The 22791-nt window shown below is 53.1% G+C and carries 18 protein-coding genes, 1 tRNA gene and 3 rRNA genes; 7 read left to right on the top strand and 15 right to left on the bottom strand.

Going from position 1 to position 22791, the window contains the following annotated elements; translation table 11 throughout:
• Positions 1-3: 3 nt before the first annotated feature.
• Entirely contained in the window at positions 4-822 is an 819-nt protein-coding gene (aroE, locus tag AC6I8X_RS18195) for a shikimate dehydrogenase (protein WP_497840250.1), read from the top strand.
• Positions 819-1067 (top strand): DUF1488 family protein, encoded by a 249-nt coding sequence (locus AC6I8X_RS18190; protein ID WP_497840249.1) that lies wholly within the window; start codon positions 819-821, stop codon positions 1065-1067. Before aroE ends, AC6I8X_RS18190 begins: the two co-directional genes overlap by 4 nt.
• On the opposite strand, the gene AC6I8X_RS18185 is transcribed toward AC6I8X_RS18190, so the two are convergent.
• Positions 1043-1597 carry a gamma carbonic anhydrase family protein gene (locus tag AC6I8X_RS18185; RefSeq protein ID WP_084877274.1) on the bottom strand — a complete coding sequence of 185 codons (555 nt, stop codon included), beginning with the start codon at positions 1595-1597 and terminating at the stop codon, positions 1043-1045. The two genes, AC6I8X_RS18190 and AC6I8X_RS18185, sit on opposite strands and share 25 nt — an antisense overlap.
• Before the next feature lie 464 nt (positions 1598-2061).
• Between AC6I8X_RS18185 and AC6I8X_RS18180 the strand changes: the two genes are divergently transcribed.
• The 4 genes from AC6I8X_RS18180 (at position 2062) to rrf (ending at position 7108) form a co-directional block, all read left to right on the top strand.
• Positions 2062-3603 (top strand): 16S ribosomal RNA (locus tag AC6I8X_RS18180).
• 89 nt (positions 3604-3692) lie between these two features.
• Positions 3693-3767: transfer RNA gene (locus tag AC6I8X_RS18175), tRNA-Glu, on the top strand.
• A 216-nt stretch (positions 3768-3983) separates the two neighbouring features.
• Positions 3984-6887, top strand: a 23S ribosomal RNA gene (locus AC6I8X_RS18170).
• Between the two features lie 105 nt (positions 6888-6992).
• Positions 6993-7108 (top strand): 5S ribosomal RNA (gene rrf, locus AC6I8X_RS18165).
• Together the 16S, 23S and 5S rRNA genes with 1 tRNA gene alongside form the textbook arrangement of a ribosomal RNA operon.
• A gap of 207 nt (positions 7109-7315) precedes the next feature.
• On the opposite strand, the gene AC6I8X_RS18160 is transcribed toward rrf, so the two are convergent.
• The 14 genes from AC6I8X_RS18160 to msrP all read right to left on the bottom strand — a co-directional run bounded on the left by AC6I8X_RS18160 (position 7316) and on the right by msrP (position 20384).
• Positions 7316-8077, bottom strand: a complete 762-nt coding sequence (locus AC6I8X_RS18160; protein WP_084877269.1) for an amino acid ABC transporter ATP-binding protein — start codon at positions 8075-8077, stop codon at positions 7316-7318.
• Positions 8078-8085: 8 nt separating this feature from the next.
• On the bottom strand, positions 8086-9186 hold the full coding sequence (locus tag AC6I8X_RS18155; protein WP_299447325.1) for an amino acid ABC transporter permease: 1101 nt from the start codon (positions 9184-9186) through the stop codon (positions 8086-8088).
• A 15-nt stretch (positions 9187-9201) separates the two neighbouring features.
• Positions 9202-10380: an amino acid ABC transporter permease gene (locus AC6I8X_RS18150; RefSeq protein ID WP_313683338.1), complete on the bottom strand. Its 1179-nt coding sequence runs from the start codon at positions 10378-10380 to the stop codon at positions 9202-9204.
• A 66-nt stretch (positions 10381-10446) separates the two neighbouring features.
• Complete coding sequence (locus AC6I8X_RS18145; RefSeq protein WP_084877260.1) at positions 10447-11472, bottom strand: amino acid ABC transporter substrate-binding protein; 1026 nt, start codon at positions 11470-11472, stop codon at positions 10447-10449.
• Positions 11473-12016: 544 nt separating this feature from the next.
• Complete coding sequence (fis, locus tag AC6I8X_RS18140; protein WP_003855228.1) at positions 12017-12313, bottom strand: DNA-binding transcriptional regulator Fis; 297 nt, start codon at positions 12311-12313, stop codon at positions 12017-12019.
• A gap of 24 nt (positions 12314-12337) precedes the next feature.
• Positions 12338-13303 (bottom strand): tRNA dihydrouridine synthase DusB, encoded by a 966-nt coding sequence (gene dusB, locus AC6I8X_RS18135; protein WP_084877254.1) that lies wholly within the window; start codon positions 13301-13303, stop codon positions 12338-12340.
• A gap of 293 nt (positions 13304-13596) precedes the next feature.
• Positions 13597-14478 carry a 50S ribosomal protein L11 methyltransferase gene (prmA, locus tag AC6I8X_RS18130; protein ID WP_313683339.1) on the bottom strand — a complete coding sequence of 294 codons (882 nt, stop codon included), beginning with the start codon at positions 14476-14478 and terminating at the stop codon, positions 13597-13599.
• Positions 14479-14489: 11 nt separating this feature from the next.
• Entirely contained in the window at positions 14490-15935 is a 1446-nt protein-coding gene (gene panF, locus AC6I8X_RS18125; RefSeq protein ID WP_313683340.1) for a sodium/pantothenate symporter, read from the bottom strand.
• On the bottom strand, positions 15925-16167 hold the full coding sequence (locus AC6I8X_RS18120) for a YhdT family protein (RefSeq protein ID WP_416413265.1): 243 nt from the start codon (positions 16165-16167) through the stop codon (positions 15925-15927). Before AC6I8X_RS18120 ends, panF begins: the two co-directional genes overlap by 11 nt.
• 74 nt (positions 16168-16241) lie before the next feature.
• Positions 16242-17588 carry an acetyl-CoA carboxylase biotin carboxylase subunit gene (gene accC / locus AC6I8X_RS18115; RefSeq protein ID WP_084877243.1) on the bottom strand — a complete coding sequence of 449 codons (1347 nt, stop codon included), beginning with the start codon at positions 17586-17588 and terminating at the stop codon, positions 16242-16244.
• An 11-nt stretch (positions 17589-17599) separates the two neighbouring features.
• The gene (accB, locus tag AC6I8X_RS18110; RefSeq protein WP_208716687.1) at positions 17600-18070 is read right to left on the bottom strand and encodes an acetyl-CoA carboxylase biotin carboxyl carrier protein; all 471 of its coding nucleotides are present in this window, start codon (positions 18068-18070) and stop codon (positions 17600-17602) included.
• Between the two features lie 21 nt (positions 18071-18091).
• Positions 18092-18544 carry a type II 3-dehydroquinate dehydratase gene (aroQ, locus tag AC6I8X_RS18105; RefSeq protein WP_313683342.1) on the bottom strand — a complete coding sequence of 151 codons (453 nt, stop codon included), beginning with the start codon at positions 18542-18544 and terminating at the stop codon, positions 18092-18094.
• A 232-nt stretch (positions 18545-18776) separates the two neighbouring features.
• The gene (gene msrQ / locus AC6I8X_RS18100; RefSeq protein ID WP_310617727.1) at positions 18777-19379 is read right to left on the bottom strand and encodes a protein-methionine-sulfoxide reductase heme-binding subunit MsrQ; all 603 of its coding nucleotides are present in this window, start codon (positions 19377-19379) and stop codon (positions 18777-18779) included.
• Positions 19380-20384, bottom strand: a complete 1005-nt coding sequence (gene msrP, locus AC6I8X_RS18095; RefSeq protein ID WP_416411435.1) for a protein-methionine-sulfoxide reductase catalytic subunit MsrP — start codon at positions 20382-20384, stop codon at positions 19380-19382.
• A gap of 294 nt (positions 20385-20678) precedes the next feature.
• Here msrP and csrD point away from each other — a divergent pair, with 294 nt between their 5' ends.
• Positions 20679-22625 carry an RNase E specificity factor CsrD gene (gene csrD, locus AC6I8X_RS18090; protein ID WP_497840248.1) on the top strand — a complete coding sequence of 649 codons (1947 nt, stop codon included), beginning with the start codon at positions 20679-20681 and terminating at the stop codon, positions 22623-22625.
• The last annotated feature ends 166 nt before the right edge of the window (positions 22626-22791 follow it).

Genomic DNA, 22791 nt, shown 5'->3' with positions numbered 1-22791 from the left:
TTTATGGAAAACTTTGCCGTCTTTGGTAACCCGATTGAACATAGTAAGTCACCTTTTATCCATCGTTTATTCGCAGAGCAAACGGGAATTGAACACCACTATGGTCGCGTATGCGCACCACTGGATGGTTTCCCGCAGGCGATCAGCGAGTTCTTTTCGGCTGGTGGGAAAGGGGCCAATGTGACGTTGCCCTTCAAAGAGCAGGCGTGGGAGTTTGCTGATGAACTCAGCGAGCGTGCTGCGCTCTCTGGGGCGGTCAATACGTTAAAGAAGGATGTGCAGGGGCAGATCCTGGGCGACAACACGGATGGCATCGGCTTACTGAGCGATCTTGAGCGGCTTAACATGATCCGCCCCGGCGATCGGATATTGCTGGTGGGGGCAGGGGGAGCCGCACGCGGCGTGATTTTGCCACTGCTCTCATTAGGGTGCGCACTGACAGTGACGAATCGTACGGTTGAAAAGGCGGAGCTGCTTGCGGATATTTTTCAGCATAGCGGGGCCATTCATGCCTGCGGTTTCACCTCTCTGACTGGCCAGTCGTTTGATCTGATTATCAACGCCACTTCCAGCGGTGTGAAAGGCGATGTGCCGCCATTACCTACTTCTTTGATTTCCCAACATACGCGCTGTTATGACATGTTTTACCAGCCGGGTCTGACGCCATTTTTGTTTTGGTGCCAGCAACAGGGGGCACAACAACTCGCCGATGGATTGGGTATGCTGGTGGGGCAGGCAGCGCATGCTTTTCAGTTATGGCATGGTGTGATGCCTGAGATCACGCCCGTCATTGCGCAATTAAAGCAGGCGATGCAGCCGTGAATCAGGCGATTCAGTTTCCTGATTGGGAAGATTGGGATCAAAACCGGCAAGCGGTGTGTTTTCCGGCGATGGTGAATGGCATGGGGCTGATGTGCGCGATCTCTCTTCAGGCATTGCATGACAGATTCGGTGAGGGAGAAGCGATGGCGCTGTTTAGCGCTCATCGCTGGGATCTGGAAGATGAGGCCGAGCAACTTATCCGTAATGATGAAGTTGATCATCAGGGCTGGGTCTGGCTTTCCTGAGCGAGATAATCATTTTTCCAGCCAACATAGTTGTTTGCTGAGTAACGAAGGCCCTCTATCTCGGCTTCATTAAGCGGGCGAATTTGTTTCACCGGGCTGCCTAAATACAGGTAGCCACTTTCCAGACGCTTGCCGGGGGGGACCAGGCTACCTGCACCAATCATCACATCCTCTTCTACTATTACACCATCCAGCAGAATCGATCCCATGCCAACCAGGACGCGATCGCCAATGGTGCAGCCATGCAGCATAGCTTTGTGGCCCACCGTAACATCTTCACCAATCACCAGAGGGTAACCCGCCGGATTGCTGGCTGACTTATGCGTCACATGGAGGACGCTGCCATCCTGGATATTGGTTCGTGCGCCAATCATCACCTGATTCACGTCACCGCGAATAGCAACCAGTGGCCAGATACTGACATCGTCTCCTAATACAACATCGCCAACCACAACACTGCTTTTATCGATCATGACGCGATCGCCAGTTTGCGGATAGCTGCTTTTATAGGGACGTAAGGCTGTGGACATGATCTTTCTCCTTTTACTCATTTATGCCTAGCCTGAGCGCGATCGGTGCGTCAGACAAGCTAATTATTGAGCGGATCGTTCGTGATCCCAGCAGAAAGGATGAAAACTCACCAGTTGAATCAAAAGATCGAAAAAAGGGGTTGTGCAAAAAAATCGGATTATAATGCGCCTCCACTGACACGGCAAAGCGGCAACGCAGACGGTCAGCGAGGGACGAAGTGATTCATCCCGCCAGAGAAAATCGCTGAAAAAAGTGATTGACTCTGAAGGAGGAAAGCGTAATATACGCCACCTCGCGACAGACGGTTAACCCGCTGCTCGCACTGCTCTTTAACAATTTATCAGACAATCTGTGTGGGCACTCGCAGGATTGATATCAAAAGTCCACGGACTTAAAAAATATCAAGTCTCAAGAGTGAACACGTAATTCATTACGAAGTTTAATTCTTTGAGCATCAAACTTTAAATTGAAGAGTTTGATCATGGCTCAGATTGAACGCTGGCGGCAGGCCTAACACATGCAAGTCGAACGGTAGCACAAAGGAGCTTGCTCCTTGGGTGACGAGTGGCGGACGGGTGAGTAATGTCTGGGGATCTGCCCGATGGAGGGGGATAACTACTGGAAACGGTAGCTAATACCGCATAACGTCGCAAGACCAAAGTGGGGGACCTTCGGGCCTCACACCATCGGATGAACCCAGATGGGATTAGCTAGTAGGTGGGGTAACGGCTCACCTAGGCGACGATCCCTAGCTGGTCTGAGAGGATGACCAGCCACACTGGAACTGAGACACGGTCCAGACTCCTACGGGAGGCAGCAGTGGGGAATATTGCACAATGGGCGCAAGCCTGATGCAGCCATGCCGCGTGTATGAAGAAGGCCTTCGGGTTGTAAAGTACTTTCAGCGGGGAGGAAGGCGGTGAGGTTAATAGCCTCATCGATTGACGTTACCCGCAGAAGAAGCACCGGCTAACTCCGTGCCAGCAGCCGCGGTAATACGGAGGGTGCAAGCGTTAATCGGAATTACTGGGCGTAAAGCGCACGCAGGCGGTCTGTCAAGTCGGATGTGAAATCCCCGGGCTTAACCTGGGAACTGCATTCGAAACTGGCAGGCTAGAGTCTCGTAGAGGGGGGTAGAATTCCAGGTGTAGCGGTGAAATGCGTAGAGATCTGGAGGAATACCGGTGGCGAAGGCGGCCCCCTGGACGAAGACTGACGCTCAGGTGCGAAAGCGTGGGGAGCAAACAGGATTAGATACCCTGGTAGTCCACGCCGTAAACGATGTCGACTTGGAGGTTGTGCCCTTGAGGCGTGGCTTCCGGAGCTAACGCGTTAAGTCGACCGCCTGGGGAGTACGGCCGCAAGGTTAAAACTCAAATGAATTGACGGGGGCCCGCACAAGCGGTGGAGCATGTGGTTTAATTCGATGCAACGCGAAGAACCTTACCTGGCCTTGACATCCACGGAATTTGGCAGAGATGCCTTAGTGCCTTCGGGAACCGTGAGACAGGTGCTGCATGGCTGTCGTCAGCTCGTGTTGTGAAATGTTGGGTTAAGTCCCGCAACGAGCGCAACCCTTATCCTTTGTTGCCAGCGATTCGGTCGGGAACTCAAAGGAGACTGCCGGTGATAAACCGGAGGAAGGTGGGGATGACGTCAAGTCATCATGGCCCTTACGGCCAGGGCTACACACGTGCTACAATGGCGCATACAAAGAGAAGCGACCTCGCGAGAGCAAGCGGACCTCATAAAGTGCGTCGTAGTCCGGATTGGAGTCTGCAACTCGACTCCATGAAGTCGGAATCGCTAGTAATCGTAGATCAGAATGCTACGGTGAATACGTTCCCGGGCCTTGTACACACCGCCCGTCACACCATGGGAGTGGGTTGCAAAAGAAGTAGGTAGCTTAACCTTCGGGAGGGCGCTTACCACTTTGTGATTCATGACTGGGGTGAAGTCGTAACAAGGTAACCGTAGGGGAACCTGCGGTTGGATCACCTCCTTACCTGAAGATACTTTCCCGCGAAGTGCTCACACAGATTGTCTGATAGAAAAGTAATGAGCAAGACGGCTGCGAAGTCGTGACACATTCGTGTCCCCTTCGTCTAGCGGTTAGGACTCCGCCCTTTCACGGCGGCAACAGGGGTTCGAATCCCCTAGGGGACGCCACTTGCTTGGTGACAGGTGAAAGGTGTCGCTGCTCAGTATCTCAAAACTGACTTACGAGTCACGTTTGAGATATTTGCTCTTTAACAATCCGGAACAAGCTGAAAATTTGAAACGACGTGTTGTGTCATTTCTCCGTAATAAGAAATGAAAGCGACGCGTTCGAGTCTCTCAAAAGCTTACGATTCATAAGCGTTGCAAAACGCCTGTGGGTTGTGAGGTTAAGCGACTAAGCGTACACGGTGGATGCCCTGGCAGTCAGAGGCGATGAAGGACGTGCTAATCTGCGAAAAGCGCCGGCAAGGTGATATGAACCGCAACAGCCGGCGATGTCCGAATGGGGAAACCCAGTGCACTTGTGCACTATCGTTAACTGAATACATAGGTTAACGAGGCGAACCGGGGGAACTGAAACATCTAAGTACCCCGAGGAAAAGAAATCAACCGAGATTCCCCCAGTAGCGGCGAGCGAACGGGGAACAGCCCAGGACCTGAATCAGTTTGTGTGTTAGTGGAAGCGTCTGGAAAGTCGCGCGATACAGGGTGACAGCCCCGTACACGAAAATGCACAGATTGTGAGTCCGACGAGTAGGGCGGGACACGTGGTATCCTGTCTGAATATGGGGGGACCATCCTCCAAGGCTAAATACTCCTGACTGACCGATAGTGAACCAGTACCGTGAGGGAAAGGCGAAAAGAACCCCGGCGAGGGGAGTGAAACAGAACCTGAAACCGTGTACGTACAAGCAGTGGGAGCATCCTTCGGGGTGTGACTGCGTACCTTTTGTATAATGGGTCAGCGACTTATATTCTGTAGCAAGGTTAACCGTATAGGGGAGCCGAAGGGAAACCGAGTCTTAACCGGGCGTTAAGTTGCAGGGTATAGACCCGAAACCCGGTGATCTAGCCATGGGCAGGTTGAAGGTTGGGTAACACTAACTGGAGGACCGAACCGACTAATGTTGAAAAATTAGCGGATGACCTGTGGCTGGGGGTGAAAGGCCAATCAAACCGGGAGATAGCTGGTTCTCCCCGAAAGCTATTTAGGTAGCGCCTCGTGAACTCATCTCCGGGGGTAGAGCACTGTTTCGGCTAGGGGGCCATCCCGGCTTACCAACCCGATGCAAACTGCGAATACCGGAGAATGTTATCACGGGAGACACACGGCGGGTGCTAACGTCCGTCGTGAAGAGGGAAACAACCCAGACCGCCAGCTAAGGTCCCAAAGTCATGGTTAAGTGGGAAACGATGTGGGAAGGCACAGACAGCCAGGATGTTGGCTTAGAAGCAGCCATCATTTAAAGAAAGCGTAATAGCTCACTGGTCGAGTCGGCCTGCGCGGAAGATGTAACGGGGCTAAACCATGCACCGAAGCTGCGGCAGCGACACTATGTGTTGTTGGGTAGGGGAGCGTTCTGTAAGCCGCTGAAGGTGGACTGTGAGGTCTGCTGGAGGTATCAGAAGTGCGAATGCTGACATAAGTAACGATAAAGCGGGTGAAAAGCCCGCTCGCCGGAAGACCAAGGGTTCCTGTCCAACGTTAATCGGGGCAGGGTGAGTCGACCCCTAAGGCGAGGCTGAAAAGCGTAGTCGATGGGAAACAGGTTAATATTCCTGTACTTGGTGTTACTGCGAAGGGGGGACGGAGAAGGCTAGGTTATCCGGGCGACGGTTGTCCCGGTTTAAGCGTGTAGGTGTGAAGACCAGGCAAATCCGGTCTTCTTTAACACTGAGGCGTGATGACGAGCCACTACGGTGGTGAAGTAACTGATGCCCTGCTTCCAGGAAAAGCCTCTAAGCTCCAGGTAACACGAAATCGTACCCCAAACCGACACAGGTGGTCAGGTAGAGAATACCAAGGCGCTTGAGAGAACTCGGGTGAAGGAACTAGGCAAAATGGTGCCGTAACTTCGGGAGAAGGCACGCTGGCATTAGGTGAAGGGACTTGCTCCCGGAGCTGAAGCCAGTCGAAGATACCAGCTGGCTGCAACTGTTTATTAAAAACACAGCACTGTGCAAACACGAAAGTGGACGTATACGGTGTGACGCCTGCCCGGTGCCGGAAGGTTAATTGATGGGGTTATCCGTAAGGAGAAGCTCTTGATCGAAGCCCCGGTAAACGGCGGCCGTAACTATAACGGTCCTAAGGTAGCGAAATTCCTTGTCGGGTAAGTTCCGACCTGCACGAATGGCGTAATGATGGCCAGGCTGTCTCCACCCGAGACTCAGTGAAATTGAAATCGCTGTGAAGATGCAGTGTACCCGCGGCAAGACGGAAAGACCCCGTGAACCTTTACTATAGCTTGACACTGAACATTGAGCCTTGATGTGTAGGATAGGTGGGAGGCTTTGAAGCGTGGACGCCAGTCTGCGTGGAGCCGACCTTGAAATACCACCCTTTAATGTTTGATGTTCTAACGTAGGCCCGTAATCCGGGCTGCGGACAGTGTCTGGTGGGTAGTTTGACTGGGGCGGTCTCCTCCCAAAGCGTAACGGAGGAGCACGAAGGTTGGCTAATCCTGGTCGGACATCAGGAGGTTAGTGCAATGGCATAAGCCAGCTTGACTGCGAGAGTGACGGCTCGAGCAGGTGCGAAAGCAGGTCATAGTGATCCGGTGGTTCTGAATGGAAGGGCCATCGCTCAACGGATAAAAGGTACTCCGGGGATAACAGGCTGATACCGCCCAAGAGTTCATATCGACGGCGGTGTTTGGCACCTCGATGTCGGCTCATCACATCCTGGGGCTGAAGTAGGTCCCAAGGGTACGGCTGTTCGCCGTTTAAAGTGGTACGCGAGCTGGGTTTAGAACGTCGTGAGACAGTTCGGTCCCTATCTGCCGTGGGCGCTGGAGAATTGAGGGGGGTTGCTCCTAGTACGAGAGGACCGGAGTGAACGCACCACTGGTGTTCGGGTTGTCATGCCAATGGCATTGCCCGGTAGCTAAGTGCGGAAAAGATAAGTGCTGAAAGCATCTAAGCACGAAACTTGCCCCGAGATGAGTTCTCCCTGACTCCTTGAGAGTCCTGAAGGGACGTTGAAGACGACGACGTTGATAGGCCGGATGTGTAAGTGCAGCGATGCATTGAGCTAACCGGTACTAATGACCCGTGAGGCTTAACCTTACAACGCCAGAGGCGTTTTGGTGAGAGACCAGAGAAGATTTTCAGCATTGTTCGAACGGATTGATTCGTGCGGCCTGCGAGGGCGGTGCGGATAAACAGAATTTGCCTGGCGGCTGTAGCGCGGTGGTCCCACCTGACCCCATGCCGAACTCAGAAGTGAAACGCCGTAGCGCCGATGGTAGTGTGGGGTCTCCCCATGCGAGAGTAGGGAACTGCCAGGCATCAATCAAGTGAAGAAGCCCTGAACGAAAGTTCAGGGCTTTTTTACGTCTTTGAATCAGAAAAAAGCCCGGTGCCGTAGCGACGCGATTTATCGCGCAGTTTCTATCGTACCAGGCCTTAAACATTCACGATAAATAAAGCAGAGACATAAAAAAACCCCTGCCAGGGCAGAGGGTTGATTGCAGTGGACCGGCCAGGGAACTGTCTTAGTGAATAACCTGCGACAGGAAGGCACGGGTACGTTCTGACTTCGGATTGGCAAAGAACTCCTGTGGTGGGGCTTGTTCCACGATCTCACCACGGTCCATAAAGATAACCCGGTCCGCGACTGTGCGCGCAAAGCCCATCTCATGGGTTACACACAACATTGTCATGCCATCTTCCGCCAGACCAATCATGGTATCGAGCACTTCTTTAACCATTTCAGGGTCAAGGGCTGAAGTAGGCTCATCAAACAGCATGATTTTGGGTTTCATACACAGCGAACGTGCAATTGCCACGCGCTGTTGCTGGCCACCGGATAGCTGACCGGGAAATTTATGTGCATGCTCGGCAATACGGACACGTTGCAGATAATGCATCGCCAGTTCTTCCGCCTCTTTCTTTGGCATCTTACGCACCCAGATAGGTGCCAGCGTGCAGTTTTGCAACACAGTCAAATGCGGGAAAAGGTTGAAGTGCTGGAACACCATGCCAACTTCAGTTCGCACTCGTTCAATATTGCGAACATCATCATTCAAATGAATGCCATCAACGACGATTCGCCCCTGCTGATGCTCTTCCAGGTGGTTGATGCAACGAATAGTGGTGGATTTGCCCGAGCCTGATGGTCCGCAAAGAACGATACGTTCGCGCGGTTTCACCTGCAGGTTAATGTCCTTTAATACATGGAACTGGCCGTACCATTTATTCACATTTTCGAGCGTAATCATCATTTGGTCAGCAGAATTAGTCATAGATTGTGTCATGTAAAACCTCAGTGCGATTTACGCCCGGTGTGAAAGCGCTTCTCCAGATACTGGCTATAGCGCGACATGCTAAAACAGAAAATCCAGTAGACAAGGGCAGCAAAAACATAGCCTTCCGTCGACATCCCAAGCCATGTGGGGTCAACGGTGGCCTGCTGCACGCTACTGAAAAGATCGAACAGGCCGATGATGATCACCAGACTGGTATCTTTAAACAGAGCGATGATAGTGTTAACCAGGCCGGGAATGGTGAGTTTGAGTGCCTGAGGCAAAATCACCAGAATCTGTGTTTTCCAGTAACCCAGCGCCAGCGACTCAGCGGCTTCATACTGTCCTTTTGGCAGAGCCTGTAAGCCACCGCGCACCACTTCCGCGACATAAGCTGACTGAAACAGAATCACACCGACCAGCGCACGCACCAGCTTATCGATGGTCGTTCCCTCGGCCATAAACAGCGGCAGCATCACCGATGACATAAACAACACGGTAATCAGCGGCACACCACGCCAGAATTCAATAAAAATCACCGACAGGGTTCGTACCACTGGCATCTTTGAACGGCGTCCCAATGCCAGCAAAATCCCCAATGGCAGGGCACCGGCGATGCCGACCGACGCGATAATCAGCGTCAGCGTCAAACCGCCCCACTGGCGGGTTTCGACGCGATCCAAGCCCAAATAGCCGCCATACATCAGGAACCAGACGATAATGGGATAGGCCACTGCCCAGCAGGCGATATAACGGCCACGATGCGGGATCGATTTGATAAACATCGGGATAATGGACAGCAGGCCAATCACCAGCGCCAGGTTGATGCGCCAGCGCAGTTCATGTGGATACAGCCCATACATAAACTGGCCAAAGCGTGCATGGATAAACACCCAGCAGGCACCTTCTTTGGTACAGTCGGCGCGGGTTGAGCCGAACCAGTTAGCCTGGAAAACCAGCCAGTTAAGTGCAGGTGGGATCACGCTCCAGATAATCCAGAAGCAGAGCAGTGTCAGCAGGGTATTGAACCAACTGGAGAACAGGTTTTTGCGCGCCCAACCCCAGGCTTTGCTGACAGGGTTGGTTGGCACCGGCGGTGTTTCGTGTGTGGTAACAGACATAATAATCCCGTTCTCTTAACGCTCAACCAGCGCAATTTTGCGGTTGTAGAGGTTCATCAGCAGCGAAATGACCAAACTGATGATCAGGTAGACCGCCATGGTGATCGCGATGGTCTCGATAGCCTGGCCTGTCTGATTCAGCACTGTTCCGGCAAACAGCGAAACCATATCCGGATAGCCGATAGCCGCTGCCAGTGAAGAGTTTTTCACGATGTTGAGATACTGGCTGGTCAGAGGCGGAATGATCACACGCATGGCTTGCGGGATGATCACCTGGCGCATGGTCACAGGATTCGGCAGGCCGAGCGAACGTGCCGCTTCATTCTGACCGTGTGGCACCGACTGAATACCCGAGCGAATCACTTCAGCGATAAACGAAGAGGTGTAGATCGACAGGGCCAGCGTCAGTGAAGCCAGCTCAGGGATCATCACCGCGCCACCCCGGAAGTTAAATCCACGCAGTTGCGGCAGATCCCAGTGCGTCGCCGCACCAAACAACGCATGAGCGATCAGTGGGAAGGCAACGATCATCGTTACCGCGAACGGCCAGGTACGGCGGAACTGACCGGTTTTCAGCTGGTGTTTACGGTTAAATCGAAACAATCCAACGCTACCCGCTATCGCCAGGGCTAAGGCGATAATGAATGGCCATGTCCCCGGTGCGTAGGTAGGCCAGGGAATATAAAGCCCACGGTTACTGACAAACGCCAGGTCAAAAGCGCTCAACGCCTGGCGTGGGCCAGGTAAATTACGCAGCACCGCGAAATACCAGAAGAAGATCTGCAACAGCGGTGGAATGTTGCGGAACGTCTCGATGTAAATGGTGGAGATCCTGCGCAGGAGCCAGTTATCAGACAGGCGGGCAAGGCCGATAAAGAATCCGAGGATAGAGGCGAAAACAATACAGAGCGCGGAAACCAGCAGGGTATTGGTTAACCCCACCATAAATACGCGCGCGTAGGTATCACCTTCGGAGTAATCAATCAGATGCTGGACGATGCCGAAACCGGCACTGCGCTCCAGGAAGCCAAAACCGGATGTGATGCCACGATTAGCCAGGTTGATCACCGTATTGTGGATGAGATATCCCACAACAGCGAACACGGCCACAATCGCGACTATCTGGTAAAGCCAGGCGCGAACCGTAGGATTACCGAACGAAAAATCCCTTTTTACGGTTGGGCGTTGTGACATGTTGAAACCTCAGTGAATAAAACGCATTGGGCACCGCAGGGTGCGGTGCCCGACTGGAAGGCAGAATTAACGTACCGGCGGAGCGTACTGGATGCCGCCCTGATTCCAGAGCGCATTCTGACCACGCGCGATTTTCAGAGCACTGTCTTTACCGACGTTACGGTCAAAGCTTTCCTGGTAGTTACCTACCTGTTTAATGATGTTGAACGCCCATTTGTTGTCGAGTTTCAGATCCTTACCGAAGTCGCCTTCAGCACCCAGCAGGTGAGCCATGTCCGGGTTGGACGGTTTGGCGGCCAGCTGATCGACGTTCTTCGAGTTGATGCCCATCTCTTCAGCGTTCAGCATCGCGTACAGTGACCATTTCACAATAGTGAACCAGTCATCATCGCCACGACGTACTACCGGACCCAGCGGCTCTTTAGAGATCACTTCCGGCAGAACGATGAATTCGTCCGGTTTGCCCAGCTTGATGCGCAGTGCGTACAGCTGAGACTGGTCAGAGGCCAGGGTATCGCAGCGACCACTGTCCAGCGCCTTAGCGGATTCGTCAGAACGGTCAAAGGTCACCGGGGTGTATTGCATATTGTTGGCTTTGAAGTAATCCGCCACGTTCAGTTCGGTATCGGTACCCGCCTGGATACATACCGTGGCGCCATCCAGCTCTTTCGCGCTTTTAAGACCGGCTTTTTTATGGGTCAGGAAGCCGATACCGTCGTAATAGTTCACGCCCGCGAACAGGAAGCCCATGCCGCCATCGCGTGAAGAAGTCCAGGTGGTGTTGCGAGACAGAATGTCCACTTCACCAGATTGCAGCGCAGTAAAACGCTCTTTTGCCGTCAGCGGGGTGTATTTCACTTTATTAGCATCACCAAATACGGCAGCCGCAGCGGCACGGCAAACGTCAACGTCGATACCGGTGAATTTGCCGCTAGCATCGGCATAGGAAAAGCCGGGCAGGCCATCACTGATACCGCACTGAACAAACCCTTTCTTTTTAATTGCATCCAACGTGGTGCCGGCGTGCGCTTGCTGCGCAACGGCGAACAGAGAAGCTGCAGCGACCAGGGTGGAGAGCATCATCTTTTTCATAAAGCATCCTGTGTGGCGAAATCGTGTTGTGATGTGGGTGCATTGCGCACTTTTATGTGCGCTTTTCCTGTCTGTGGCAGTCAGCCATTCACGACTTTGCAAAGCTAATGCCAGGTTTGCAGAATCCTGAATTCATTGGAAAGATCTCTTCATAAACTGAAGCATTCAGAAAGTTCCGACTACTATCGCGCACCAAAAGGAAGCAATGCGAGTCGCCTCGATCACAAACAGTGCAAAAAGTTTCACTATATGGAAGCAGTGTGAGCGGGGGCGCAGGACAAAATGTATGGGTTTGCAGATTTGCGGTTGGAATGGTTTAGGATCACATCGGCAGCGGCCTGGGCGGCAATCAGGTGAAGAAATGAGGGGGAAATCGGTGCGAAAATGGGGCAGAACAAGGATGGCGTTGCGGGCGAAATATCACTGGAGCAATTGCAACTATCGTTACCATTATGGGGACAACTGTTTCACCCGTTGTTAACGACAAAGACACAAACAAAAACGCCAGCCCGAGGGCTGGCGTTATCGCAGCAACAAACTGAAATCAGTTCATGCCGTATTTTTTCAGCTTCTTACGCAGAGTACCACGGTTGATACCCATCATCAGGGCTGCACGGGTCTGGTTGCCACGGGTGTACTGCATCACCATGTCCAACAGTGGCTGCTCGACTTCAGCCAGTACCAGCTCATACAGGTCACTCACATCCTGACCATTCAGTTGAGCAAAATAGTTCTTCAGTGCCTGTTTAACCGAATCACGCAGAGGCTTTTGCGTCACCTGATCCTGTGAGTTAACGGTAGAAACGGTCAGTACGTCAGAATTTACGCGTTGTTCGAACATAGTTCTTTCAGCTCTTTATTTCGTTTACGCAAGATTTTCGAAGTATGCCTCCAACGCCTCCAGCTGTTCGCTGGCATCCTCAATGGCGTTGAATGTGCGCCGAAACTGGTCATCAGGGGCATTTTCCTGCAAATACCAGGAAACGTGTTTTCGGGCAATACGGTATCCCTTGCGCTGACCGTAAAAGTCGTGCAGCTCCCGTATATGTCCAATCAGCATATGCTTCACTTCAGCCAACGGCTTCGGTGCCAGCAGCTCCCCTGTGTCCAGATAATGCTGGATTTCCCGGAAGATCCACGGTCTTCCCTGAGCAGCGCGACCGATCATCAGAGCATCGGCTCCTGTATAATCGAGCACTGCTCTGGCTTTATGCGGGTCAGTAATGTCACCATTCGCGATAACCGGAATGGTAACGCTCTGCTTAACTGTCCGAATGCTGTCGTATTCAGCTTGTCCTTCAAACAAACAGGCGCGAGTGCGTCCATGAATGGTGAGGGCCTGAATGCCACAGCGTTCAGCCAATTGGGCAATCTCTACACAATTACGATTTTCTTTATCCCAGCCAGTACGAATCTTCAGCGTAACGGGCACATCAACTGCATTAACCACTGCGGAGAGAATAGACTCAACCAGTTGCGGATGTTGCAGCAGTGCAGAACCCGCCATCTTACGATTCACCTTCTTCGCCGGGCAGCCCATGTTGATGTCAATGACCTGTGCGCCTGACGCCACATTAATGCGCGCGGCAGCCGCCATTTCATCGGGATCACATCCGGCAATTTGCACGGCACGAATGCCAGGCTCGTCACTATGCACCATGCGCAAACGGGATTTGTCACTGGCCCAAACTTCCGGGTTTGATGACAGCATCTCGGAGACCGTCATGCCAGCGCCGTTCTCGTAACACAAGGTGCGAAATGGCTTGTCGGTAACCCCGGCCATAGGCGCAGCGATGAGTCGATTTCGAAGCTGATGATGTCCAATGCGCATGAAAAAGAAGTGACCCTAACTGTTCGCAAGGCGGCGTATATTACGCATTTTTTCGCGAAGATGAAAGGCCAAACTTTGAACAATTCGCAGGGAAAGATCAAGGAATTGAGGCCGATCGACGTTAGCTATAAGAAATACCTATATTATTCAGTATATTAAAAAAATACGCTGAAATTGTGTACAAAAGTTTTTCTGAAAATTTGAGCTAAATCACAACATAAAAAACGCCACATCGCCTGATTGGCAAGAGATGTGGCGGGGTGGTAACAATGAACTGCACTAATTATGCGGGATTAGCGGCGCACGCCGGTAATCCGGCACCACTCTTCTTTTTCGGCTACCGGGTCCAGCACAAAGCGTTCGGTATAGGCTTCACAAACGCTTTCCGCCTGACTGGCCAGCACGCCTGATAACCCCAGATGTCCACCGGACTTTGGCAGAACGCTGATTAACGGTGCCAGCTCGCGCAGTGGGCCGGCAAGAATGTTGGCGACCACCACATCCGCCTGCAGGTTTTCCGGCTGCTGGTGGGGGAGATAGAGCGCCAGACGATCAGCCACACCATTACGTTCGGCGTTATCACGGCTGGCCTGAATCGCCTGCGGGTCGATATCGATACCAATCGCCTGTGTGGCCCCCAGTTTCAGGGCGGCAATCGCCAGAATGCCGGAGCCACAGCCGAAATCGATGACTGTCTTACCCTGTAAATCAAGGCCATCCAGCCAGCTCAGACACAGCGAGGTGGTCGGGTGGGTGCCAGTGCCAAAGGCGAGGCCCGGATCAAGCATCACGTTGACAGCGTTGGGATCCGGGACTTCGCGCCAGCTCGGGCAGATCCATAAACGCTCACCGAAACGCATCGGGTGGAAATTATCCATCCATTCGCGCTCCCAGTCTTTATCTTCAATCTGCTCGATCTTATGACGGAAACCGCTGCCAAGCAGAGGATGCTGACTCAGCTCCGCGACAACATCGTCCATCTCGGTTTCGGCATCAAACAGGCCGATAACATCCGTATCGCCCCACAGCAGTGTCTCACCCGGCAGTGGCTCATAAACCGGATTATCGTGGGTGTCCTGGAAGGTCACAGACACGGCACCGCTTTCCATCAGCGCATCGCTCAGTGTTTCCGCGTGCTCACCGGTGCTGTTAATTTTGATTTGAATCCATGGCATAGCGTTTCTCTTTATTCCAGGGCAGCGTCTTGTGCGTCAGGTGAGCTGCCAAATAGGTTACCTGCCAGAAAGGCCAGCAGGCTAAGGATCAATGATGGAACGATAGGGTGGAAACCCCACAGTTCGAGTTTCAGGCTGGCGAGCAGCGTATAGCAACCGGCACCGACGACCATCCCGCTGATGGCACCAGCGGCGTTTGCGCGCTCCCAGTACAACCCGAGTACCAGTGGCCACAGGAACACCGCTTCGAGGCCACCAAAAGCCAGCAGGTTAAGCCAGATGATCATATCCGGTGGATTCCATGCGGCCAGCAGCAGCAATAAACCCAGCACAAAGGTGATGGTGCCAGAGAGCATGCGCAGGCGCGCTTCATTCTCGCTATGCTGCGGCGCGATACGCAAATAGAGGTCTTTGATCAGGGTAGCGGAGGATTGCAGCAGCTGCGCGTTAATTGTCGACATGATCGCAGCCATGGGCGCAGCCAGAAAAATGCCTGCGGCCATCGGGGGCAGTACGGTGATCATCAGCGTGGGAATCACTTGATCGGGAATGGTCAAATTCGGGAGGATCGCGCGACCCAGCGCCCCCGCCAGATGCATTCCCAGCATCAGGATCACCACCACAATGGTGCCAATAATGATGCCACGATGCATCGCCTTACTGTCTTTATACGAAATACAGCGAACGGCGGTATGCGGCAGGCCAATCACGCCAAAACACACCAGTACGGCAAAAGAGCTGAGGAAGGTTGGTGTAATCACATTGCCAACACCTTCTGGCGATACCAGCTGTGGATCGATGGCGCGCAATTTAGTCACGGCCGTTTCCAGCCCACCCGCCTGATGAATGACGGCAAACAGCAGCAGGAAGGTACCTGCCAGCATTACCAGACCTTGCATCGCATCATTTAACACGCTGGCACGGAAGCCGCCAAACGCGGTATAGAGCGCAATGGTGCCGCCAAAAATCAGCAGACCGGTATCGTAGGGAATGCCCGCAGCCGTTTCCAGTAAACGCGCACCGCCAATAAACTGCACTGTCATCGCGCCAATAAAAGCCACCAGCAGACTCAGGCTGGCTAACCAGATCAACAGTGGGCTGCGGTAGCGGCCATACAGCATGTCATTCAGCGTCACCGCATTGTAACGACGCGCCAGAATGGCGAATTTTTTCCCCAGTACACCGAGTGACAGCCACACGGCAGGGACCTGAATCATGGCGAGCAGCACCCAGCCCAACCCATATTTATACGCCGCACCCGGGCCGCCAATAAACGAGCTGGCACTGATATAGGTCGCGGTGATGGTCATCGCCAGCACAAAGCCACCCATCGAGCGGTTGCCGAGAAAATATTCCGACAGGAAGTTGCCCTGGCGCTGCTTGCGCATGGCAAATACCGACAGCGCAGCAATCAGCACCAGATAGGCCAGCAGGGGAAGAATGATTTCACTTTCCATCTTTGTCCTCCAGTGACATATCGCGGAAAACCATCCGCACCATCATCCAGCACAACCCAATAAACAACACGGGAGCAAACAGGCAGGAGAGTTCAAACCAGCGTGGCAGGCCGGTTATGCCTGTCGCATTCCCCCCCAGCCAGGCGGAAAGCCCCCACACAGCGAGATACGCCAGCGCCAGATAAAACGCCCAGCGCGCCTCTTTATTCGCTTGCACAAAACGCCAATCCATCATGCAACCTCAAAGGCAACAAAAATGAAAAAGGCCGGTTTAACCGGCCTCAAAGGAACTCTGCGTTGCAGGGATTACTCTTGCATGCCGAGTTTTTTCTCCAGGTAGTGGATATTGGTGCCACCCTGCTGGAAGTTTTCGTCGGACATGATTTTCATCTGCAGTTCGACGTTGGTCTTGATACCGTCAATGATCAGTTCCGCCAGTGCATTTTTCATGCGGGCAATGGCCACATCACGGTTTTCACCGTAAGTGATCAGCTTGCCGATCATGGAATCGTAGTATGGCGGTACGGTGTATCCGGCATAAATATGCGATTCCCAGCGGACACCAAAGCCACCCGGTGCGTGGAAACGCGTGATCTTACCTGGGCTTGGCAGGAAGGTGTTGGGATCTTCGGCGTTGATACGGCATTCCACCGCATGGCCGCGAATCATCACATCCTCCTGGCGGATAGACAGTGGCTGACCGGCTGCAATACGCAGCTGCTCTTTGATCAGGTCTACGCCGGTGATCATCTCGGTGACCGGATGTTCTACCTGAATACGGGTGTTCATCTCGATAAAGTAGAACTCACCGTTTTCGAACAGGAACTCAAAGGTACCTGCGCCGCGGTAGCCGATATCCACACAGGCTTTGGCACAGCGATCGCCGATGAAGCTGCGCAGCTCTGGCGTGATGCCCGGTGCGGGTGCTTCTTCAACCACTTTCTGGTGACGGCGCTGCATGGAGCAGTCGCGTTCTGCCAGATAAATCGCGTTGCCCTGGCCATCAGCCATGACCTGGATTTCGATGTGGCGTGGATTTTCGAGGTATTTCTCCATGTAAACCATGTCGTTGTTGAAAGCCGCTTTGGCTTCCGCTTTCGTCATGTTAATGGACTGCTCGAGATCCTTGTCGCTGCGCACCACACGCATACCACGACCACCACCGCCGCCAGAGGCTTTGATAATGACCGGATAGCCGATGCGTTTGGCGAAGGCACGGTTTTTATCCATGTCTTCAGTCAGTGGGCCATCGGAGCCAGGTACGGTCGGTACACCGGCTTTTTTCATCGCGGTGATTGCCGACACTTTGTCACCCATCAGGCGGATGGTATCCGCTTTCGGGCCGATAAAGATAAAGCCGGAACGCTCAACCTGCTCGGCGAAATCGGCGTTCTCTGACAGGAAGCCATAGCCCGGGTGGATCGCGACCGCGCCAGTGATTTCGGCGGCGGAGATCAGGGCCGGGATATTGAGGTAACTTTTGACCGACTGCGCCGGGCCAATGCAGACAGTTTCGTCAGCCAGCAGCACGTGCTTCAGGTCGCGGTCCGCCGTGGAGTGCACTGCCACAGTCTTGATGCCCAGTTCTTTACAGGCACGCAGAATGCGCAACGCGATCTCACCGCGGTTAGCAATGACAATTTTATCCAGCATGGTTCGCCTCGTTATTCGATGACAACCAGCGGCTCGTCAAATTCAACCGGCTGGCCACTTTCCACCAGAATCGCTTTCACAACGCCGGATTTGTCGGCTTCGATCTGGTTCATCATTTTCATCGCTTCAACGATGCACAGGGTGTCGCCGGCGTTAACTTTCTGGCCGACTTCGATAAAGGCTTTCGCGTCCGGGCTTGGGGTGCGATAGAAGGTGCCTACCATCGGTGAACGCACGATGTGGCCGCTGATTTCCGGTTTAGCGGCTTCCGCAACCGGTGCAGCAACAGCAGGGGCAACCGCAGCAGCCAGAGGGGCTACCTGCGGTGCAGGTGCAGCATAAGCCTGCTGCATCATAGGATAACCGACATTGGCAGGTGAACGGCTGATACGAACGGACTCTTCGCCCTCAGAGATTTCCAGCTCAGCGATGCCAGACTCTTCAACCAGTTCGATCAGTTTCTTAATTTTACGAATATCCATGAGTGTGGTTCCGTACTCTGTTTAATTGGAATGTGTCAGGCGTTTTACGGCCGTTTGTAAAGCCCACGAGTATCCGTCAGTGCCAAGTCCACAGATGACACCGGCAGATACATCGGAAAGATAGGAGTGATGGCGGAACGGTTCGCGTGCATGCACATTGGTCAGATGCACCTCGATAAAGGGAATGTTTACCGCCAGCAGAGCATCACGCAGCGCGACGCTGGTGTGCGTGAATGCCGCTGGATTGATGATGATGTAATCCACATTGCCCTGGGCCTCGTGAATACGATCGATCAACTGAAACTCCGCGTTCGATTGCAAATGACTCAATTTCACATGGTGCTGGTCAGCCTGTTGCGTCAGATCGCTGACAATTTGCGCCAGCGTGGTATGACCATACTTCTCAGGCTCACGCGTTCCCAGCATATTCAGGTTGGGTCCGTTCAAAAGCAGTATGTGAAAGTTATGCGCCATCTTGCTGCTATCTCCTGCAATTATTCAGGCATCGCGTAAAATACCGCGACAATCTTCCTTTGTCACTCTTCCGAGTGAAAAAGAAGACTTCACTTGCAATAAAGCCGGGCATTATATCCGTTTCGTCGCAATTCGCAGCAAAATACTGGTCTTATCTGCGAAGATGATCGGATGTGGCCAGCAGGCCACACCTTTTAACAGAAATCGCAGCAGGAAGACAACCGTGCAGAAATTATCGGGAGAAGAGTTTTCGCAACTTATTGTAACGCCAGCCCAATAGTAGCAGAGCCAGCAACGCATAAATCAACGGCTGTGGTGACAGGACTTTAACTGACCAAAGATAGTGAATGGGCGCGAGGATCGCCACCAGATAGATACCATTGTGCAGAGTTTGCCAGCGACGTCCCAGTTTACGCTGCGCGCGCTGAAAGGAGGTGATTGCCAGCGCGAACAGCACCAGCCAGCAGATAATACCCAGCGTCAGATAGGGGCGGGATATCAACTCACTGCCGAGCAATCGCAGATTATTGACCCCTAATTCCAGCAGATAATAACTTAGCAGATGCAGACAGGCCCAGGCGAAGCACCACAGACCGAGCATGCGACGGGTGCGAATCAGCAGGGGTTGTTTGGCGTAGCGCGTTAAGGGACTCACCAGCAACGTCGCCAGCAACAGTTTAAGCGCCATTCTGCCGGTAAAATGCTGGATATCTTTGGCCGGATCGGCGCTTAACCAACCCTGATTGGCGGCAAAAAATAGCCACACCAGCGGCAGAAACGCCGCCAGGTGCAGCACCACTTTCAGCCAGGTAATGTGGCGTAATGTCAGACGCACTCAGTAATTCTCCCGTAAATCCAGCCCGTGATAGAGCGATGCCACTTCTTTGGCATAGCCGTTAAACAGCAGCGTTGGCTGGCGCTCCACCTTCAGAATGCCCCCCGGACCAATAAAACGCTCTGTCGCCTGCGACCAGCGTGGATGATCGACATGCGGGTTTACGTTGGCATAAAAGCCATATTCATTGGCGGCGATTTGATTCCAGGTGGTAGGTGGCTGATCGTGAGTCAGGGTAATTTTGACGATCGATTTAATGCCTTTGAAACCGTATTTCCACGGTACGGTCAGACGGATCGGCGCGCCATTTTGTGGTGGCAGCGCTTTACCATATACGCCGGTGCTGAGCAGGGTCAGGGGATGCATCGCTTCATCCATGCGTAATCCTTCGACATAGGGATAATCCAACCCGCCGCCAATAAAGCGATCTTTCTGGCCCGGCATTTGATCCGGGGCATAGAGCGTTTGAAACGCCACAAAACGCGCATTGTTGGTGGGCTCCGCCAGTTTCAGCAGCTTGTTCAGTTCAAATCCCACCCAGGGGATCACCATTGACCAGGCCTCAACACAGCGCATACGGTAGATACGTTGCTCCATCGCAAAACGTTTAAAGATGTCATCCATATCCAGCGTAATGGGTTTTGCCACTTCGCCCTCAATACGCAGCTGCCAGGGATCGGTCTTCAGCGTCCCGGCATTCGCTGCCGGATCGGCCTTATCAAGGCCAAATTCATAGAAGTTATTGTAGCCAGCGACCTTATCAAACGGGGTAAGGGGTAAATCCGCCTGCCAGGCGGGCGGCTTACTGAATTGCAGCGCTTTCCCGGCTGGCGCGGCAGGGCGATCGTTGCCTTTAAACCAACTGAGAACATCGGCCTGCGCTATACGCGGGAAGCTGGCTGCGGCAGCACCCAGGCCAAGGGCTTTCAGCACCTGACGACGCTGCATATTGAAGATACTTTCTGGCGTCACATCGGCTTCAGAAAGGAAATGCTTCGGCTTCATGGAATTCTCCGGCTGAATGTTTAAGGCAAGCATGAGCAAACCCGGTAATCTGCGCCAGAAAGAGCCGTAAAATGTGAAATTTCCTGGTTGCGCTTATCTTGAGAATAGGACGAAAAAAATCATGTGAAAGTCAGGACTTCCATGTTTATCGTTATACTCGTCTCTGTATAGGTCGCGATGATGGATGAACACTGTTTCAGGCGGTGATTTATGCTATTTTGCTCAGGTTTGCGCCAGTGAGGCTGGTGCCGCCGGTTCTTTTTCATTCATAACCGCAGTGATACAGGCACAGGGATGCGATTAACCACGAAGTTTTCTGCGTTTATTACATTATTAAGCTTACTGGCGATGTTGCTGATGCTGGTGGGCTGTGCTTTTAGTTTTGTCTGGTTGTCGCAGCAGCGGGTTGAAACCCGCGTACAAACCCTGGCAACCGAAGTGGACAAAGCCTTAATCACCCAATCGCCACAGGATCTGACGCAATGGCTGTCGCGCATTATGCCGGTGATTAATGCCGAACAGCTGGAGCTACACGACGGCGACCGTACGTTGTTTCGTCTGGCCCGCCATGAAAACCCGATGCTGGAAGATGAGCCAAACCGCTTTATCCAGTTCGATCTGCCGCTGGCGCATTCATCTGGCATGATGCTGCGCGTGGTGGTGCTCGATCCGGCTAAGACCTGGTTTCGCTCCTTCACCGGGGCATATACGCTGGTGGTCATTTTGACCGTGGTGATGATCATGGCCTCACTGCTGGTGATGACGCATCGCTGGCTGAATAGTCACTGGCGTAACATGGAGCGGCTGGAAGCGCGTTCGGAGCGTATCCTGGCGGGTGACCGTCAGGCCAGGGACAATGAAGAAGTGGAGTGGCCACCTAAGGCCAGTCACGCTATCGATCTTCTGTTACATGATTTGCTGGAGGCGGGTGAGCAGCGACTGCGCATCGACACCCTGATTCGTACTTTTGCCGCGCAGGATTCGCGCACTGGGTTAAATAATCGTCTGTTCTTCGATAACCAGTTGGCCACCCTGCTGGAAGATCAGGAAGATGTTGGCACCCACGGTGTGGTCATGATGGTGCGCCTGCCCGACCTGGAGACGCAGTATGAAACCCTCGGCCCGGCGCTGGCCGAAGAATACCTGTTTGATCTCATTAATATGTTGTCCACCTTCGTGTTGCGTTATCCCGGCGCGCTGCTGGCGCGTTATTTCCGCAGTGACTTCGCCGTGCTGCTGCCGCACCGAACCCTTAAAGAAGCCAACAATATTGCCGATCAGCTGATCAATGCCGTGGATTCTCTGCCGCCGATGCGCATGGTGGATCGTGATGATCTGATCCATATCGGTATCAGCGCCTGGCGCAGCGGACTCAGCGTGCCACAGGTGATGGAAAACGTGGAAATGGCCACGCGTCGCGCTGCCCTGCAGGGGGGGAACAACTGGTCAATCGGCGAGGGTAACCCGCTGGATATGGGGCGTGGCAGCGTACGCTGGCGAACGCTGCTGGAAAATACCCAGAGCCGCGGTGGACCCCGTTTGTATCAGAAACCCGCTGTCATGCTGGATGGCAAAGTCCATCATCGGGAGATGCTGGCGCGTATCTTTGATGGTGACAAAGAGGTGGTGTCTGCCGAGTTCATGCCCCTGGTGCAGCAGTTGGGGATGGCCGATAGCTGGGATCGCCAGATGGTGACCCGTATCGCTGCATTAACCGAGATGTGGCCTGATGAAACCCTGGCGCTGCCGGTGAATATTGATTCGTTATTACAGCGACCTTTTCAGCGCTGGCTGCAAAAATTACTGCTGCAATGCAGCAAATCGCAAAGAAAACGTTTTTTATTTGAACTTGCCGAAGCGGATGTTTGTCAACACATCAACCGCTTAGTGCCGATTTTCAGGATGCTCAGTGCATTTGGTTGTCGCATCGCTGTCAATCAGGCGGGCTTAACGGTGGTGAGCAGCGCTTATATCAAGCAATTTCCGGTGGAATTAATCAAACTGGACCCCGGTCTGGTACGTAATATTGAACGACGCACGGAAAATCAGTTGTTTGTACAAAGCCTGCTGGAGGTGTGTAAGTCCACACCCACTCAGGTTTTCGCTGCCGGTGTACGTACGCGTGCGGAGTGGCAAATGCTGGCTGGGTTGGGGGTTGCTGGTGGTCAGGGTGATTTCTTTGCTCCCTCGCTGCCGGTAAACAGTAATGTGAAAAAACATTCACAACGTTATCGAATTTAGCCGTTAATTAGCCGATGGCGACGCTCATGGTTGTTTTACGCTGTAAACCTGAATGATGCCGGCCAGCAGCTATGCTGGAAATGTTAGATTTTATGTCGAAAACCGCCTGCGCTTGCGGGGCGAAAAGCACTGAAAGCGGCGGCTTTGCGCCATTTTTCCTTAGCGA

The organism is Pantoea sp. X-Soil-TKNS-1280 (genome assembly GCF_059730475.1).
The sequence above is the reverse complement of the archived record's forward strand: the minus strand, read 5'-3'. Positions and strand labels throughout refer to the sequence as shown.